Raw genomic sequence first — 14,826 nt, 5'->3', positions numbered from 1 at the left:
TGCCGCACATAGAGGAGAAGTATGTCCCCCGTTGACATCAGTGCTGAGTTCAATCCCCTGCGGTTGAGTTCTGACCGCAGGCTCAATCGCATTGCTGGTCCGAGCGCTTTGGTCATTTTTGGCGTAACCGGCGATTTGTCGCGCAAGAAATTGATGCCGGCTGTCTACGACCTCGCCAATCGGGGGCTCCTTCCCCCAGGCTTCGCCCTTGTCGGGTTTGCCCGCCGAGATTGGGAAGATCAAGACTTCGAAAAGGTCGTCCACGATGCTGTAAAGCAGTACGCGCGCACTCCTTTTGATGAAGACGTCTGGAAACAACTCGCTCAAGGCATCCGTTTTGTGCAGGGCGAATTTGACGATGCTGCGGCCTTTGAACGGCTGAAGGCAACCCTGTCTGACCTGGACAGTGAGCGTGGAACCATGGGAAATCATGCGTTCTACCTCTCGATTCCTCCGAAGTCGTTTCCACAGGTGACGGAGCAACTCCGCAACTCAGGCCTCGCAGAACAGCGTGATGGCCAGTGGAGCCGCGTGGTTATCGAAAAACCATTCGGTAGCGATCTCACCACTGCTCGTGAGCTCAATGACGTGGTGGAGTCAGTGTTCCCACCCGATAGCGTGTTCCGTATCGACCACTACTTGGGCAAAGAGACTGTTCAGAACATTCTTGCGTTGCGCTTCGCCAATCAGCTTTTTGAGCCGATCTGGAACTCCAACCACGTTGATCATGTTCAGATCACGATGGCGGAAGACATTGGAGTTGGCGGCCGGGCCGGCTACTACGACGGCATTGGTGCCGCTCGCGACGTCATCCAAAACCACCTGTTGCAGCTTCTCGCTCTGACCGCGATGGAAGAACCTGTTTCTTTCGATGCCGCTGACTTGCGCGCCGAGAAGGAAAAGGTTCTCTCGGCTGTACGTCTGCCTGAGAACCTTGGCGAGCACACCGCGCGCGGTCAATACGCCGGCGGTTGGCAGGGTGGCGAGAAGATTACCGGCTTCTTGGCTGAAGACGGGATGAACCCCGAATCCGAAACAGAAACCTACGCTGCGATCCGCCTCGATATTGGTACGCGCCGCTGGTCTGGGGTGCCGTTCTACCTGCGCGCTGGAAAGCGCCTCGGACGACGCGTCACCGAAATCGCCGTGGTTTTCAAGCGTGCTCCGCAGTACCTCTTCGAAGAGAGCCGCACGTCGGCACTCGGGCAAAACGCTCTCGTTATTCGCGTGCAGCCCGATGAGGGAGTCACGATTCGCTTCGGGTCGAAAGTTCCCGGCGCCGAAATGCATGTGCGCGACGTCACCATGGACTTCGGCTACGGCCACGCGTTCACCGAGGCCAGCCCTGAAGCTTACGAACGACTCATCCTCGACGTATTGCTTGGCGATCCGCCGCTGTTCCCCCGTCATGAAGAGGTCGAGCTCAGCTGGAAGATTCTCGACCCCATTGAAGAGTTCTGGGCCACGCAGGGTGCCCCGGAACAATACCGGCCTGGCACCTGGGGCCCGAAGTCCGCGGATGACCTCATGGAACGCGATGGACGAGTCTGGAGACGACCATGATTGTTGATCTGCCCAACACCACTACCGCGAAGATCTCGAAAGCGCTTGTACGGATCCGTGAAGATGGTGGAGCCGTCGCGCTCGGCCGCGTGCTCACGCTCATCATCGCTACCGAGTTCGGTAACGAAGAAGAAGCGATCGCAGCAGCTAACGATGCATCCCGGGAGCACCCGATGCGCGTGCTGGTCGTCTCGACGAGTAGCGCGTCATCCGCTCGCGATGAAGAAGCTCGCGTCGATGCACAGATTCGTGTCGGTGGAGATGCCGGCGCAAGCGAGGTAATCGTAGTTACCGCGCATGGGGACGCGGCTCTCGATCAAGAAAGCCTCGTTACCGGTCTACTGCTACCCGATGCTCCCGTCGTCGCCTGGTGGCCCGGCGAAGGCCCCGCAAGCGCCTCCCAGTCGCCACTGGGACGCATCGCACAGCGTCGCATTACGGATGCTGCTGCCAGCGCTAACCCACTCGATGCGATGCATCGCATGTGCAAGACCTACGTGCCCGGCGACACTGACTTTGCCTGGACGCGGCTCACACTCTGGCGCGCGCAGCTTGCTGCCGTACTCGACCAGCCCCCCTACGAATCAATCACCGCGGTTACCGTCAGCGGTGCCGCAGATTCCGCATCGACGATGCTGCTTGCCGCGTGGTTGCAGATGCAGCTCAAGGTCAAGGTCACCCTGCACGTAGCCGAGGGCTCCCCCGTACCCACCGGTATCCACGCTGTGATTTTCGAACGAGCGTCAGGAACGATAACGCTCGAGCGCAACATCGCCAACATCGCGACGTTGACACAACCCGATCAGCCCGTACACGACATCTCGTTGCCGCGTCGCAGTCTTCGCGACTGCCTCGCGGAAGAACTTCGTCGGCTTGACCCCGACAGCCTCTTCGGTGACGTGGTTCGTCACGGCGTCAGCGAGATCACGGGCGTTCAGATCAACAACTCTACGAAGGCGAAGAGCGAATGAGTAATGAACGTCGTGCGATAGTTCACACCGACAAAGCAAAGCTGGCGAAAGCGGTCGCTTCCAGATTCCTTTCGAAAGTACCGCACATCATCGCGGCGTTTGATGAAGCAACCGTTGTTCTTACCGGTGGAACCATGGGGCAAGCAGTTCTTAGAGCCATCAACAAGTCAGCTAAGCGGGATGCCGTCGACTGGTCACGCGTTAACTTCTGGTGGGGCGATGAACGCTGGCTCCCCGCGGGAGATCCTGAGCGCAACGATGTGCAGGCGCGTGAAGCGTTGCTTGACCACATTCCGGTCGAGCCGCGGCGCGTTCACGCTGTTGCGGCATCCGACGCAGGTCTCACCCTGGATGACGCGGCTCAGGCTTATGCGAACGACCTTGCAGCTCATTCCGCTCGAAATGGAAAGTACCCGAACTTCGACATTGTTTTTCTCGGAGTCGGCCCGGACGGTCATATCGCGTCGCTCTTCCCTGAGCGCGAGGGAATCCGTGAGACGGAACGAACGGTGATTGCCGTTCGTAACTCCCCTAAGCCCCCGGACGAACGTGTCAGCCTCACGCTTCCCGTGATCAATTCTTCGGTGCGTATCTGGGCCGTTGTGGCCGGCAGCGATAAAGCCTCCGCGCTTGGGCTGACGCTTGCCGGTGCAAGCTATAACGAAGTTCCTGCAGCGGGTCTTGAAGGCCGCCGCAAGACACTCTTCTTCGTCGACTCTGATGCTGCAGCCCAAGTTCCTGCATCGCTGATTGATCCAGGACAGTTTTGGACCAGCGCCGACTCCACTGACGAGCACTGAGTCTCAAACGCGCTTTCACGAGTAAAGGCCCCAACCGTTTCGGTTGGGGCCTTTACTCGTGAGGCTTGTGTTCATTCAGCATGCGGCCTTAGGCGCGGATACCGAAGAAAAGATAGCTACTCTGCAGTGGCGGTGCCACGACGAGTACGCAACTGCAGCAACGCCTCATCAAGGAGCTCGGTCGCTTCGTCATCGCTGCGGCGCTCTTTGACGTACGCAAGGTGAGTCTTATAGGGCTCTAGCTTCGAAGCCGACGGCGGATTTTCCTTGTCACGCCCCGCAGGGAGACCCGACGACGGGCAATCAATCGTCTCGGGAATCTCTTCGTCTGGGACGTTAGCAGAGAAAGACCTTACGGTTTCGTTTCCGAGAGCGTCCCAGTAGGAGATTTGCACGCGTTCAGCGTGGAAACCACGATCTTGTTCGCCCATGGGGCCCGAGCCAACGCGTGACCCACGAATTGCACTTCCGCCTGCTGCCACTGTGTTCCTTCGTTTGCTAAAACTGGAGGTTCTTAGGCGCCGTCGAATTTGGTGATGAGACCAAGAACTACGATGCAGCTGATCCACACGACGCCCAGAATCACCGTGATGCGGTTCAGGTTGCGTTCTGCAACACCCGATGCGCCAAGATTGGACGTGGTTCCCCCGCCGAACATGTCGGAGAGACCTCCACCGCGCCCGCGGTGAAGAAGGATGAGAAGTGTGAGCAGCAAGCTCGTAATGCCGAGCAATACCTGCAGCACAACTTGGAGAATTTCCACAAAGAACCTTTCGAACAGGCCGTTCCGGCCTCGAACAGTATAACGGCTAGGTGCCGACGTGCTTGGAGAAGCGCGAGATGCTGGCGAATTCCGCCACATCAAGGCTTGCACCGCCCACAAGAGCGCCGTCGATATTGGGTTCGCGCATGAGACTCGCAATGTTGCCAGACTTCACGGAACCGCCGTAGAGGATTCGTGTGGCCGCAGCGACATCGTCGCCAAGCACCTCGGCGAGCGTTTCGCGCAGTCGCGCTGCAACTTGCTCGGCCTGTTCCGGCGTCGCGGCCTTGCCCGATCCGATGGCCCAGACGGGCTCATACGCAATGACGAGTTCCGGCGTGCCCGATACCTCAGCGAGTCCAGCTTTCAGCTGAGCGACGGGAACGGCGCTAGGGCCGTGAGCTTCAAGATCATCGGCCGTCTCGCCGACGCACAATACCGGCACCAGTCCGTGCTTCACAGCTGCGGCGACCTTCCGAGCAAGTTGCTCGTCAGTCTCGCCATGCATCGTGCGACGCTCGGAGTGTCCAACCAGTACATAGCGGCAGTCGAGTGAGGCCAAGAATGCGCCCGAGATTTCTCCCGTATACGCGCCTGAATCGTGTTCCGAAAGATCTTGGCCACCGAAACGTACCTCAAGCTTGTCGGCGGCGACGAGGGTCTGCACCGATCGCAGATCCGTGAAGGGCGGGAATACCGCTACCTCTGCCCCTTCAACACCAAAGTCATGGTTCGCGTCTTTCAACGTCCATGCCAGCTTCTGTACGAAAGCGATCGACTGAAGATGGTCAAGATTCATCTTCCAGTTTCCCGCGATGAGTGGGACGCGCTTTACCTTTGCCATCCGAGTACCTCCAGTCCGGGGAGCTGCTTGCCTTCGAGGAACTCGAGGCTCGCACCGCCACCCGTAGAAATGTGACCAAACTGGTCGTCGTCAAAACCTAATGCGCGAACGGCTGCAGCAGAATCGCCACCACCGACAACGCCGAATCCATCTGTCTCAGTGAGCGCTTGCGCGACTGCTTTTGTTCCTGCCGCAAATGCGGGGAACTCGAACACGCCCATCGGGCCGTTCCAGAAAACAGTCTTGGAGGCGCGAATCACTCCCGCGAATCGTGCCGCAGTGTCCGGCCCGATGTCGAGTCCAATACCAGCAGCGCCGAACTCGGTCTCTTCAATTGCATGAGCCGGCGTTACCGTGTGAGCGGCATCCGGTCCGAACGAAGCGGCGACTGCAATGTCTGTCGGAAGAACAATCTCGACGCCCAGCTCTTGAGCCTGGGTGATATATCCCCGCACCGTCTCGAGCTGGTCGCTCTCGAGGAGGCTAGCTCCAACCTTGTAGCCCTGCGCGGCAAGGAAGGTGAAGAGCATTCCACCACCAACAAGCAGCGTATCGACGCGCGGAAGAAGCGCGCCGATGACGTCGAGCTTGTCGGAAACTTTGGATCCGCCCAGCACGACCGTGTAAGGACGCTCTGGGGTGACCGTAAGGCGTTCGAGGACGCCAAGTTCAGTTTCGATAAGCAAACCGGCAGCGCTAGGGAGGGCTTTCGCCAACTCGAACACGCTTGCCTGCTTGCGATGAACTACTCCGAAACCGTCAGAGACGAACGCGTCGCCAAAGCGAGCGAGCTTGGCAGCAAACTCTTCACGTTCCGTCTCTGACTTTGAGGTTTCACCGGAGTTGAACCGCAGATTCTCCAACAGCGCTACACCGCAATCGTCGAGCTCAGCAACCGCTTGTTCAGCGGCGTGCCCGACGGTGTCCTTCGCAAACACAACGGCTTTGCCCAACAGCTCCGAGAGACGCTGCGCGACTGGCTCAAGGCTGTACTGAGCATCGGGCTCACCACCGGGGCGACCCAAGTGAGACACGATGACAACGCGAGCACCCTCATTGATGAGTGCATTAAGCGTGGGCAATGATGCACGGATGCGGCCGTCATCCGTAATCTGACCGTCCTTGAGAGGTACGTTCAGATCACAGCGGACGATTACCCGCTTGCCGCGCAAGTCGGGAAGCGTCGAAAGAGTTCTGAGGCTCATAATCGTTGGATGTTAGAGGCGGGCGCCGACGTATTCTGCAACGTCAACGAGACGGTTCGAGTAGCCCCACTCGTTGTCGTACCACGAAGCGACCTTGACCTGGTTGCCGATGACCTTTGTCAGACCAGCGTCAAAGATCGACGAGTGCGGGTCGCCAACGATGTCGGTGGAAACGATCGGGTCCTCGGTGTACTTGAGGATGCCCTTGAGGGGGCCTTCAGCCGCTGCCTTGTATGCAGCGTTGACCTGCTCGACCGTAACCTCAGACGACGTCGTGATGGTGAGGTCAGTGATCGAACCAGTGATGACGGGAACGCGAAGGGCATAACCATCGAGCTTGCCTACGAGCTCCGGAATGACCAAGCCGAGTGCCTTTGCTGCACCCGTCGACGTCGGGATGACGTTCTGTGCTGCTGCACGAGCGCGGCGCAGGTCTCCGTGCGGACCGTCCTGAAGGTTCTGGTCAGCGGTGTACGCGTGAACAGTGGTCATGAACCCGGTGTCAATTCCGAAGTTGTCCATGAAGACCTTGGCCAACGGCGCGAGGCAGTTCGTCGTGCACGATGCGTTGGAGATGATGTTGTGGACGGCGGGGTCGTAGACACCCTCGTTGACGCCAAGCACCAGAGTTGCAACATCGTCGCCAGAAGCCGGAGCCGAAACGATGACCTTCTTGGCGCCTGCAGCGATGTGCTTCGCGGCATCCGCCGACTTGGTGAAGTGACCGGTCGACTCAATGACGATGTCAACACCTAGCTCACCCCACGGGAGGTTCGAGGGATCGCGCTCAGCGAAAACCTTGATTGCCTTGCCATCGACGACGATTTGCTCGTCATCAAACGTAACCTCAGCGTCTAGACGACCAGTGATGGTGTCGTACTTGAGGAGATGAGCGAGGGTCTTGTTGTCTGTGAGGTCGTTGACCGCAACAATTTCGATGTTGCTGTCCTTGGCCATCGCCGCTCGAAAGAAGTTGCGACCGATGCGACCGAAACCATTAATACCGATTTTTACGCTCACTGTTGCTCCAGAAAATCAGGCGTCTAGGACGCGTCGTGCTGTAGTGGTGGGGGTGTTGCTGTGGTGGAGACTGGGCTAAAGCCGGGGCCTAACCCGGCCACGATGCCGCTACGAGAGTAGCAGCAGACCGTTTGTCTTCGAGCGCGCTGCGCTGAAGCGGTCCTGAACGTTAGCCCAGTCAACGATGTTCCAGAACGCCTTGACATAGTCAGCACGCACGTTCTTGTAGTCGAGGTAGTAGGCGTGCTCCCACACATCAAGCATGAGGAGGGGAACGATGCCCGCGGGCAAGTTGCCCTGCTGATCGAAGAACTGGACAATGATGAGGCGCTCTCCGATGGAGTCCCACGCCAACACTGCCCAGCCTGAACCTTGCACGCCCATAGCGGTTGCTGTGAAGTGTGCCGTGAACTTATCGAACGAACCGAAGTGGTCGTCGATTGCACTCTCGAGATCTCCGGTGGGCTTGTCGCCACCGTTCGGCGACATGTTGGTCCAGAAAATGGAGTGGTTGATGTGTCCGCCCAAGTTGAACGCGAGGTCCTTCTCGAGCTTGTTCACATTGGCGAGATTTCCGGAATCGCGAGCTTCAGCAAGCCCCGCGATCGCAGCATTCGCACCAGTGACATATGCCTGGTGGTGCTTGCTGTGGTGCAACTCCATGATCATGGCGCTGATGCTTGGTTCAAGCGCGGAGTAGTCGTACGAAAGTTCGGGAAGCGTGTAATCAGCCATCGGAAGTCCTCCTAGGATCGTGATTCCTGCGCCGGCTGGCGAGCACGGTCAGGCGAGATACATCCAGTCTAACCACGTCCATCCGACGCACGTGCCGTATGGAGGGAACGCTAAGCCTCGTCCAACTCAGCGGGAAGGTTTGCTTCAGTACCCGCCACACCCAGGTCGCTTGCGCGCTTGTCTGCCATAGCCAGCAGGCGACGGATGCGGCCAGCAACAGCGTCCTTCGTCATCGGCGGATCCGCGTGGTGGCCTAATTCGTCCAGGCTTGAGTCTCGGTGGCTGAGACGAAGCTCGCCCGCGTAGCGCAGGTGCTGCGGCACGTCATCCCCCAAGATCTCAAGAGCGCGTTCGACTCGGGCACACGCGGCAACAGCAGCTTGCGCCGAACGGCGAAGATTTGCATCGTCGAAGTTCACTAGACGGTTGGCGGTGGCACGAACTTCGCGACGTTGACGCAGTTCGTTCCAGCTCACGACAGTCGTCTCAGCGCCCATGATCGTGAGCATGGCGCTAATCGCCTCGCCATCGCGAACAACGACACGGTGAACACCGCGAACCTCGCGTGCCTTTGCGGCGACACGGAGTCGACCTGCAGCGCCAACCAATGCCATTGCAGCTTCGTTGCCGGGGCAAGTTACTTCGAGAGCAGCGGAGCGGCCGGGGTCAGTGAGAGAACCGGCGGCGAGGAAAGCACCACGCCAGACAGCCGCCAATTCGCCGCGGCCTCCGGTCGTGACACGGTTAGGGAGACCACGGATGGGGCGCCGGCGGGCATCCAAGAGTCCAGTCTGTCGCGCGAGGGTTTCTCCCCCATCAAGCACGCGAACAAGCAGATTGTTCGTGCGGCGGCCGCCGGAAGACGCGACGCGCGAAATCTCCGAACGAACGCCGTAGAGCTCAGCAATGTCCCGACGCACCCGGCGCGCGAGCAACTCACTTTCGAGTTCCGACTCGACCGCGATACGGCCAGAGATCAAATGTAGACCGCCCGAGAATCGCAAAATTGTCGCAAGCTCTGCAGCGCGCTCAGTCGTCTTGCCCAACTGAATTCGTGCCAGTTCGTCTTTGACTTCAGCAGTTAATGCCACTAACTGGCCTTCCTTCCATGATGACGGTTCCGTAGGATGAGCAATCTATTCTCGTCCGCGGTCCCGATGTTTAATGCTTACGGCGACACCTGGCAGGCCACTAAGAATAGCTGACAGTTCTTCGGCAATAGCGACTGACCGGTGTTTGCCACCCGTGCAGCCGATCGCGATCGTTGCGTGTCGTTTATTCTCGCGTTGGTACCCGGCGAAAACAGGTTCGAGGGCTCGCGCATAATCTGCGACGAATTCCTGTGCTCCGGGCGCCCCGACCACGTACGCACGAACTCGTTCATCGAGTCCGTCTAACGCTTTGAGCTCGGGAACCCAAAATGGATTAGGCAAGAATCTGCAGTCAGCCACCATGTCGGCGTCTGCTGGGAGACCGTACTTAAATCCGAAGCTCTCAATAGTAATACGTAAACCGGCGTCGCTCTCCGCAGAGAACTTCTCGATGATTGTCATCGCCAATTGGTGAATGTTCAGGTCTGTGGTGTCGATGATGATGTCGCTACTCGAGCGAATCTCTGCCATTCTGGTGCGCTCCGCCGCAATGCCATCAAGCGGGGTGCCCTCATCTTGAAGCGGATGGGGCCTGCGAACCTGCTCGAACCGGCGAACGAGCGCGGCATCTTCAGCATCAAGAAACAGAACACGGAGCGACGTTGAACCACGGAGAGCTTCTATGGCATTCTGGGCATCCGAGAAAAGCTTGCCGCCGCGCACATCGATTACCGCTGCAACACGTGGGAGCGAGTCTCCGGCACGGTGAGCAAGGTCGACAAGAGGCAAAAGCATCTGAGGCGGCAAGTTGTCGACGACATACCAGCCGAGATCTTCTAGCGCGTTGCCGACCGTCGAACGACCGGCGCCCGACATTCCAGTCACGATAAGAACTTCTTGCTGCTCTGTCACGGGTTTCATGGTGGCTTCAGACTACCCGAGCTAGCGCTGACCGAGCTTCTCGATGATCGCCGCCGCTGTTGACTCCCCCACGCCCGGCACTTCGACGATCTGTTCCACCGTCGCGGCCTTGAGCCTCGCAACAGAACCGAAGTGCTGCAAGAGCGCCTTGATGCGAGACGGGCCGAGACCGGGAACCGTGGAAAGAATCGACGAAATATCTTTCGAGCGTCGTTGACGCTGGTGAGTGATCGCAAAGCGATGCGCCTCATCCCTGATGCGTTGAATCAAAAACAGGGCATCGCTGTTGCGCGGAAGGATCACCGGATAGTCGGAGTCAGGTAACCAGATCTCTTCAAGACGCTTAGCGATTCCAGCGAGTTGGATGCCGGAAACGCCAGATTCTTCGAGAGCCCGCTTTGCTGCCGATACCTGGGGTTGCCCACCATCGACGATGAGCAATTGAGGCGGATAAGCAAACTTGTGCGAGGGCACGACGGCATCAGTCTTAGGCTCTGCGGAGTCGGAAGCAGCGGCACCCGGATGCTCAGCATTGTGCGTCTCGTCGGCCGACGTCTGTGCTTCAGCGGCAGTGGGAACGGCGTCTCCCGCGGCCAGATAGGCAAGGCGGCGCTTGAGCACTTGATAGATAGAATCAGTGTCATCGGTGGTCTCAGCAATATTGAAGCGTCGGTAATGCTGCTTTTTGGGCAAACCATCCTCGAACACGACCATCGACGCCACCACGTTCGTGCCCGACAGGTGCGAGACGTCGAAGCACTCCATTCGAAGAGGAGCTTCTGGCATTCCGAGCGCCTCTTGGATATCGGCGAGAGCCTGAGACCGAGCGACGAAGTCACCGCTGCGCTTCGATTTGTAGAGCATGAGCGCGTTCTTAGCGTTTGTCTCCACCGTCTGAGCAAGTGACGCCTTCTCGCCGCGCTGGGCGACCCGTAGTCGCACACGTGCGCCAAGCCCGCGCCGTTGCGCAAGCCACTCTTCGAGCGCGGTGCTGTCCTCTGGCAATGCGGGCACGAGGACATCGCGCGGTGGGACGGTGTCGTCGTAGGCATTCTGCAACACCGACTCGACCAGTCCCCCGAGATCGACATCGAGTTCTTTGTCGACTACCCATCCCCGCACACCTCTGATTCGGCCGCCACGCACAATGAACTGCTGGACTGCAGCAGCAAGTTCATCATGCGCAATGCCAAAGAAGTCAGCATCCACGTCTTCAGAGAGCACAATCTGATTCTTTGCGAGAGCTGTCTCCATCGCCCCGATTTGATCGCGATAGCGTGCGGCAGCTTCATAATCCTGCGTAGCGGCAGAATCTGCCATCTTTACTCGGATTGAGTCGAGCATGCGGGAGTCGTTCCCCGCCATGAAGGACGCAAAATCGAGGGCAATCGATTTGTGTTCCTCAAGAGTCACACGCCCTACACAGGGTGCCGCGCACTTACCGATGTCACCGAGCAAGCAGGGGCGACCCGTTTGCTGAGCGCGCTTGTAGACAGACGTGGAGCAACTGCGCATAGGAAATGCTTTGAGCATCACATCGACCGTGTCGCGGATGGCCCACGCCCGAGAATACGGGCCGAAATATCGCGCGTTGGGAAGGTTGCGATTGCGAGTCACTAGCACCCGCGGAACAGGGTCTCCCATTGTGATTGCCAGATAGGGATAGGACTTGTCGTCTTTGTACTGAACGTTAAACGGCGGGTCAAACTCTTTGATCCACGTGTATTCCAGCTGCAGCGCTTCGAAGTCGTTGCCAACTATCGTCCACTCCACGTTGGTTGCGGTGAGCACCATCCGTCGAGTGCGCTCGTGAAGCGTCGTCAACGGCGCGAAATAGTTGCTCAGGCGAGCCCGCAAGTTTTTCGCTTTGCCCACGTAGAGCACGCGCTTGTTGTCGTCGGTAAACCGATAAACGCCGGGCTGGTTTGGAATGTCGCCTGCGCGCGGGCGCCACGCAACCGTGTTAGCCACGAGTAGCCCCTGACGGCCTAGACACGATTGCCACTCAGCACTTCAGCCAAGAACTGACCAGTGTGGCTTCCAGCGACCTTGGCGACCTTTTCCGGAGTTCCGACGGACAGCAACTCGCCGCCTCCAGAACCGCCCTCGGGGCCCAAGTCGATGAGCCAATCGGCGGACTTGATGACATCGAGGTTGTGCTCGATGACGATGACTGTGTTGCCCTTATCGACGAGCCCGTTGAGCACGAGCAGAAGCTTGCGAACATCTTCGAAGTGCAAGCCTGTAGTCGGCTCGTCAAGCACATAAACGCTTCGCCCCATCGAACGACGCTGAAGCTCGGTAGCAAGCTTCACTCGCTGAGCCTCGCCGCCCGAGAGCGTCGTTGCGCTCTGACCGAGACGAACATAGCCAAGACCAACTTCTTCGAGCGTCTTCAAGTACCGGTGAATGCTTGTGATGGCCTCGAAGAAGTCAGCGGCTTCGCTGATCGGCATATCGAGTACCTCGGCGATATTCTTCGCTTTGTACTTCACCGCGAGAGTGTCGCGGTTGTAACGCGCTCCCCCACACACTTCACACGCGACATAGACGTCGGGCAAAAAGTTCATCTCGATCTTGATCGTGCCGTCACCGGAACAGTTCTCGCAACGACCGCCCTTCACATTGAAACTGAACCGCCCGGGAAGGTAACCTCGCGCCTTCGCGTCAGCGGTCTCAGAAAAGAGAGTGCGAATTTTATCGAAGACACCCGTGTACGTGGCAGGGTTCGATCGTGGAGTGCGCCCGATCGGGTTCTGGTCGACGTGCACGACCTTGTCCAGGTTTTCGAGACCGGTGACTCGCGTGTGCTTTCCGGGAATCTGGCGAGCACCGTTCAGTTCGTTAGCGAGAACCTTGTAGAGAATGTCGTTGACGAGGCTCGACTTTCCGGAGCCACTGACACCGGTGACGGCCGTAAACGTTCCTAACGGGAACTTGACGGTGAGGTTCTTGAGGTTGTTCGCCTTCGCGCCCTCGACGACAATCTGACGGGCTTTATCGATTGGGCGACGCTTCTTCGGCGTTTCGATGGCTTTGCGACCCGACAAGTAGTCAGCAGTAATCGAATTTGTATTTGTGAGAAGGTCTTCATACGACCCAGAGTGAACGACTTCACCGCCGTGCTCGCCGGCGCCCGGCCCGATGTCGACGACCCAGTCGGCCGTGCGAATCGTGTCTTCGTCATGCTCAACAACAATGAGCGTGTTGCCGAGGTCCTTGAGTTTGACGAGTGTCTCGATCAATCGTCGGTTGTCGCGCTGGTGCAGCCCGATGCTGGGCTCGTCGAGCACATAAAGCACTCCAGTAAGCCCGGAGCCGATCTGGGTCGCCAAACGGATGCGCTGCGCCTCTCCACCGCTCAACGTCGCGGCAGCGCGGGCCAAGTTGAGGTAGCTCAGGCCTACTTCCACCAGAAACTCGAGTCGCAAGCGAATCTCACGGAGCACCTGGGCAGCGATCCGCGCGTCACGCTCAGAGAGAACCAACTCATTCATAAAGCCGTAAGCATCAATAAGGCTGAGCTCGCAGATGTCAGAAATGCTGCTATCGGCAACGGTTACTGCCAAGACCTCCGGCTTCAACCGCTTTCCATCACACACGGGACAGGGAATCTCGCGGAGATACGCAGCGTAACGCTGACGTTGCACATCAGTCTCTGCTTCGAGGTACTTGCGCTCGATGTACGGAATCACACCCTCGAACCCCGTCGAGTACTTCATCTCGCGCCCATAGCGGTTCTTCCACTTGACCGACACCTTGAAGTCGTTGCCGCGAAGCACAGCTTCGCGGACATCTTCGGGCAAGTCGCCCCAGGGCGTGTCGAGGGAGAAATCGAGGTCGAGTGCGAGCCCGCCGAGCAACTTCTCGAAGTAGTTGTAAAGACCCTTGCCCGAGTTCGTCCACGGCAAGATGGCGCCTTCGGAGAGACTGACCGAGTCGTCGGCGATGAGGAGCTCTGCGTCGATCGACATGCGCGTGCCGAGACCGGAACATTCCGGACACGCGCCGAAAGGGGCGTTGAACGAGAAGGTGCGTGGCTCGATTTCAGTGAGCTGAATGGGGTGATTGTTGGGGCAGGACAGCTTCTCGGAGAACGAACGCCATGCGGCATCCCCCTCTTCGTCAACGAAATTGATCGCGACGGTGCCGTCAGTGAGCCGCAGCGCCGTCTCGAGCGAGTCGGTGAGGCGAGTGAGGATGTCATCGCTCGCCACCAACCGGTCGACGACGACCGAAATGTCATGTTTGTACTGCTTCTTCAGCTTGGGAGGGTCACTGAGCTGAATGACATCGCCATCCACGATGGCACGGGAATACCCGCTCGAGGCGAGCTCCGCGAACAAATCGACGAACTCACCCTTCTTCTGCGAGACGACCGGACTGACGATCTGATAGCGTGTGCCGCTCTCAAGCTTCATCAGCTGGTCAGCGATCTGCTGGACTGATTGACGTTCGATTTTCTCGCCACACACAGCACAGTGCGGAACGCCGATACGCGCCCACAAAAGTCGCATGTAGTCGTAGATCTCAGTGATCGTGCCGACTGTTGACCGCGGGTTTCGGTTGGTGGACTTCTGGTCAATCGAGACTGCGGGGCTGAGTCCCTCAATGAAGTCGACGTCTGGCCGATCGACCTGACCAAGAAACTGACGCGCATAGGCCGAAAGCGATTCGACATAGCGTCGCTGGCCCTCTGCGAAAATAGTGTCAAACGCGAGGCTCGATTTACCTGACCCAGAGAGACCAGTGAAAACGACAAGAGAGTCACGCGGAATCTCGAGGTCAACGTTCTTGAGATTGTGAACCCGAGCGCCACGGACGCTGAGGTGAGAATTAGGGATCGACTGTGCTGTAGTCACACTTCCTATTCTACGGAGGCCACTGACATTGTCTGAACGTACGCCCAGCGC

Annotated in this window: 13 protein-coding genes; 3 read left to right on the top strand and 10 right to left on the bottom strand. The window is 58.4% G+C overall.

The window, feature by feature from the left end; all coding sequences use genetic code 11:
• Nucleotides 1-21 precede the first annotated feature (21 nt).
• The 3 genes from zwf to pgl are packed head-to-tail and all read left to right on the top strand — an operon-like array spanning nt 22 to nt 3,334.
• On the top strand, nt 22-1,563 hold the full coding sequence (zwf, locus tag I6E74_RS08430) for a glucose-6-phosphate dehydrogenase (protein WP_197124696.1): 1,542 nt from the start codon (nt 22-24) through the stop codon (nt 1,561-1,563).
• Entirely contained in the window at nt 1,560-2,534 is a 975-nt protein-coding gene (locus I6E74_RS08425; protein ID WP_197124695.1) for a glucose-6-phosphate dehydrogenase assembly protein OpcA, read from the top strand. The genes zwf and I6E74_RS08425 overlap by 4 nt, the downstream gene beginning before the upstream one ends.
• Nucleotides 2,531-3,334: a 6-phosphogluconolactonase gene (gene pgl, locus I6E74_RS08420; RefSeq protein ID WP_197124693.1), complete on the top strand. Its 804-nt coding sequence runs from the start codon at nt 2,531-2,533 to the stop codon at nt 3,332-3,334. The genes I6E74_RS08425 and pgl overlap by 4 nt, the downstream gene beginning before the upstream one ends.
• A 116-nt stretch (nt 3,335-3,450) precedes the next feature.
• Here pgl and I6E74_RS08415 read toward each other — a convergent pair whose 3' ends face one another.
• From I6E74_RS08415 to uvrA, 10 genes are all read right to left on the bottom strand, one after another.
• Complete coding sequence (locus I6E74_RS08415; protein WP_197124691.1) at nt 3,451-3,816, bottom strand: RNA polymerase-binding protein RbpA; 366 nt, start codon at nt 3,814-3,816, stop codon at nt 3,451-3,453.
• Nucleotides 3,817-3,848: 32 nt separating this feature from the next.
• Nucleotides 3,849-4,097 carry a preprotein translocase subunit SecG gene (gene secG / locus I6E74_RS08410; protein WP_197124689.1) on the bottom strand — a complete coding sequence of 83 codons (249 nt, stop codon included), beginning with the start codon at nt 4,095-4,097 and terminating at the stop codon, nt 3,849-3,851.
• Between the two features lie 46 nt (nt 4,098-4,143).
• Nucleotides 4,144-4,941, bottom strand: coding sequence for a triose-phosphate isomerase (gene tpiA / locus I6E74_RS08405; RefSeq protein ID WP_197124688.1), 798 nt, complete (start codon nt 4,939-4,941; stop codon nt 4,144-4,146).
• Entirely contained in the window at nt 4,929-6,146 is a 1,218-nt protein-coding gene (gene pgk / locus I6E74_RS08400; RefSeq protein WP_197124686.1) for a phosphoglycerate kinase, read from the bottom strand. Before pgk ends, tpiA begins: the two co-directional genes overlap by 13 nt.
• A gap of 12 nt (nt 6,147-6,158) precedes the next feature.
• Nucleotides 6,159-7,166 (bottom strand): type I glyceraldehyde-3-phosphate dehydrogenase, encoded by a 1,008-nt coding sequence (gene gap, locus I6E74_RS08395; protein WP_197124684.1) that lies wholly within the window; start codon nt 7,164-7,166, stop codon nt 6,159-6,161.
• 108 nt (nt 7,167-7,274) lie between these two features.
• A complete protein-coding gene (locus tag I6E74_RS08390) occupies nt 7,275-7,901 on the bottom strand; it encodes a superoxide dismutase (RefSeq protein ID WP_197105652.1) in 627 nt (208 codons plus the stop codon).
• 110 nt (nt 7,902-8,011) lie between these two features.
• Complete coding sequence (whiA, locus tag I6E74_RS08385; RefSeq protein WP_197105653.1) at nt 8,012-8,992, bottom strand: DNA-binding protein WhiA; 981 nt, start codon at nt 8,990-8,992, stop codon at nt 8,012-8,014.
• Nucleotides 8,993-9,037: 45 nt separating this feature from the next.
• The gene (rapZ, locus tag I6E74_RS08380) at nt 9,038-9,913 is read right to left on the bottom strand and encodes an RNase adapter RapZ (protein ID WP_197124682.1); all 876 of its coding nucleotides are present in this window, start codon (nt 9,911-9,913) and stop codon (nt 9,038-9,040) included.
• Between the two features lie 21 nt (nt 9,914-9,934).
• On the bottom strand, nt 9,935-11,884 hold the full coding sequence (uvrC, locus tag I6E74_RS08375) for an excinuclease ABC subunit UvrC (RefSeq protein WP_197124680.1): 1,950 nt from the start codon (nt 11,882-11,884) through the stop codon (nt 9,935-9,937).
• Between the two features lie 17 nt (nt 11,885-11,901).
• Nucleotides 11,902-14,775: an excinuclease ABC subunit UvrA gene (uvrA, locus tag I6E74_RS08370; RefSeq protein WP_197124678.1), complete on the bottom strand. Its 2,874-nt coding sequence runs from the start codon at nt 14,773-14,775 to the stop codon at nt 11,902-11,904.
• Between the last annotated feature and the right edge of the window lie 51 nt (nt 14,776-14,826).

The sequence above is a fragment of the Salinibacterium sp. SWN139 genome, assembly GCF_015864625.1.
GTDB lineage: Bacteria > Actinomycetota > Actinomycetes > Actinomycetales > Microbacteriaceae > Rhodoglobus.
Note: the sequence above shows the minus strand (reverse complement) of the source record. Positions and strands in the feature narration are given on the sequence as shown.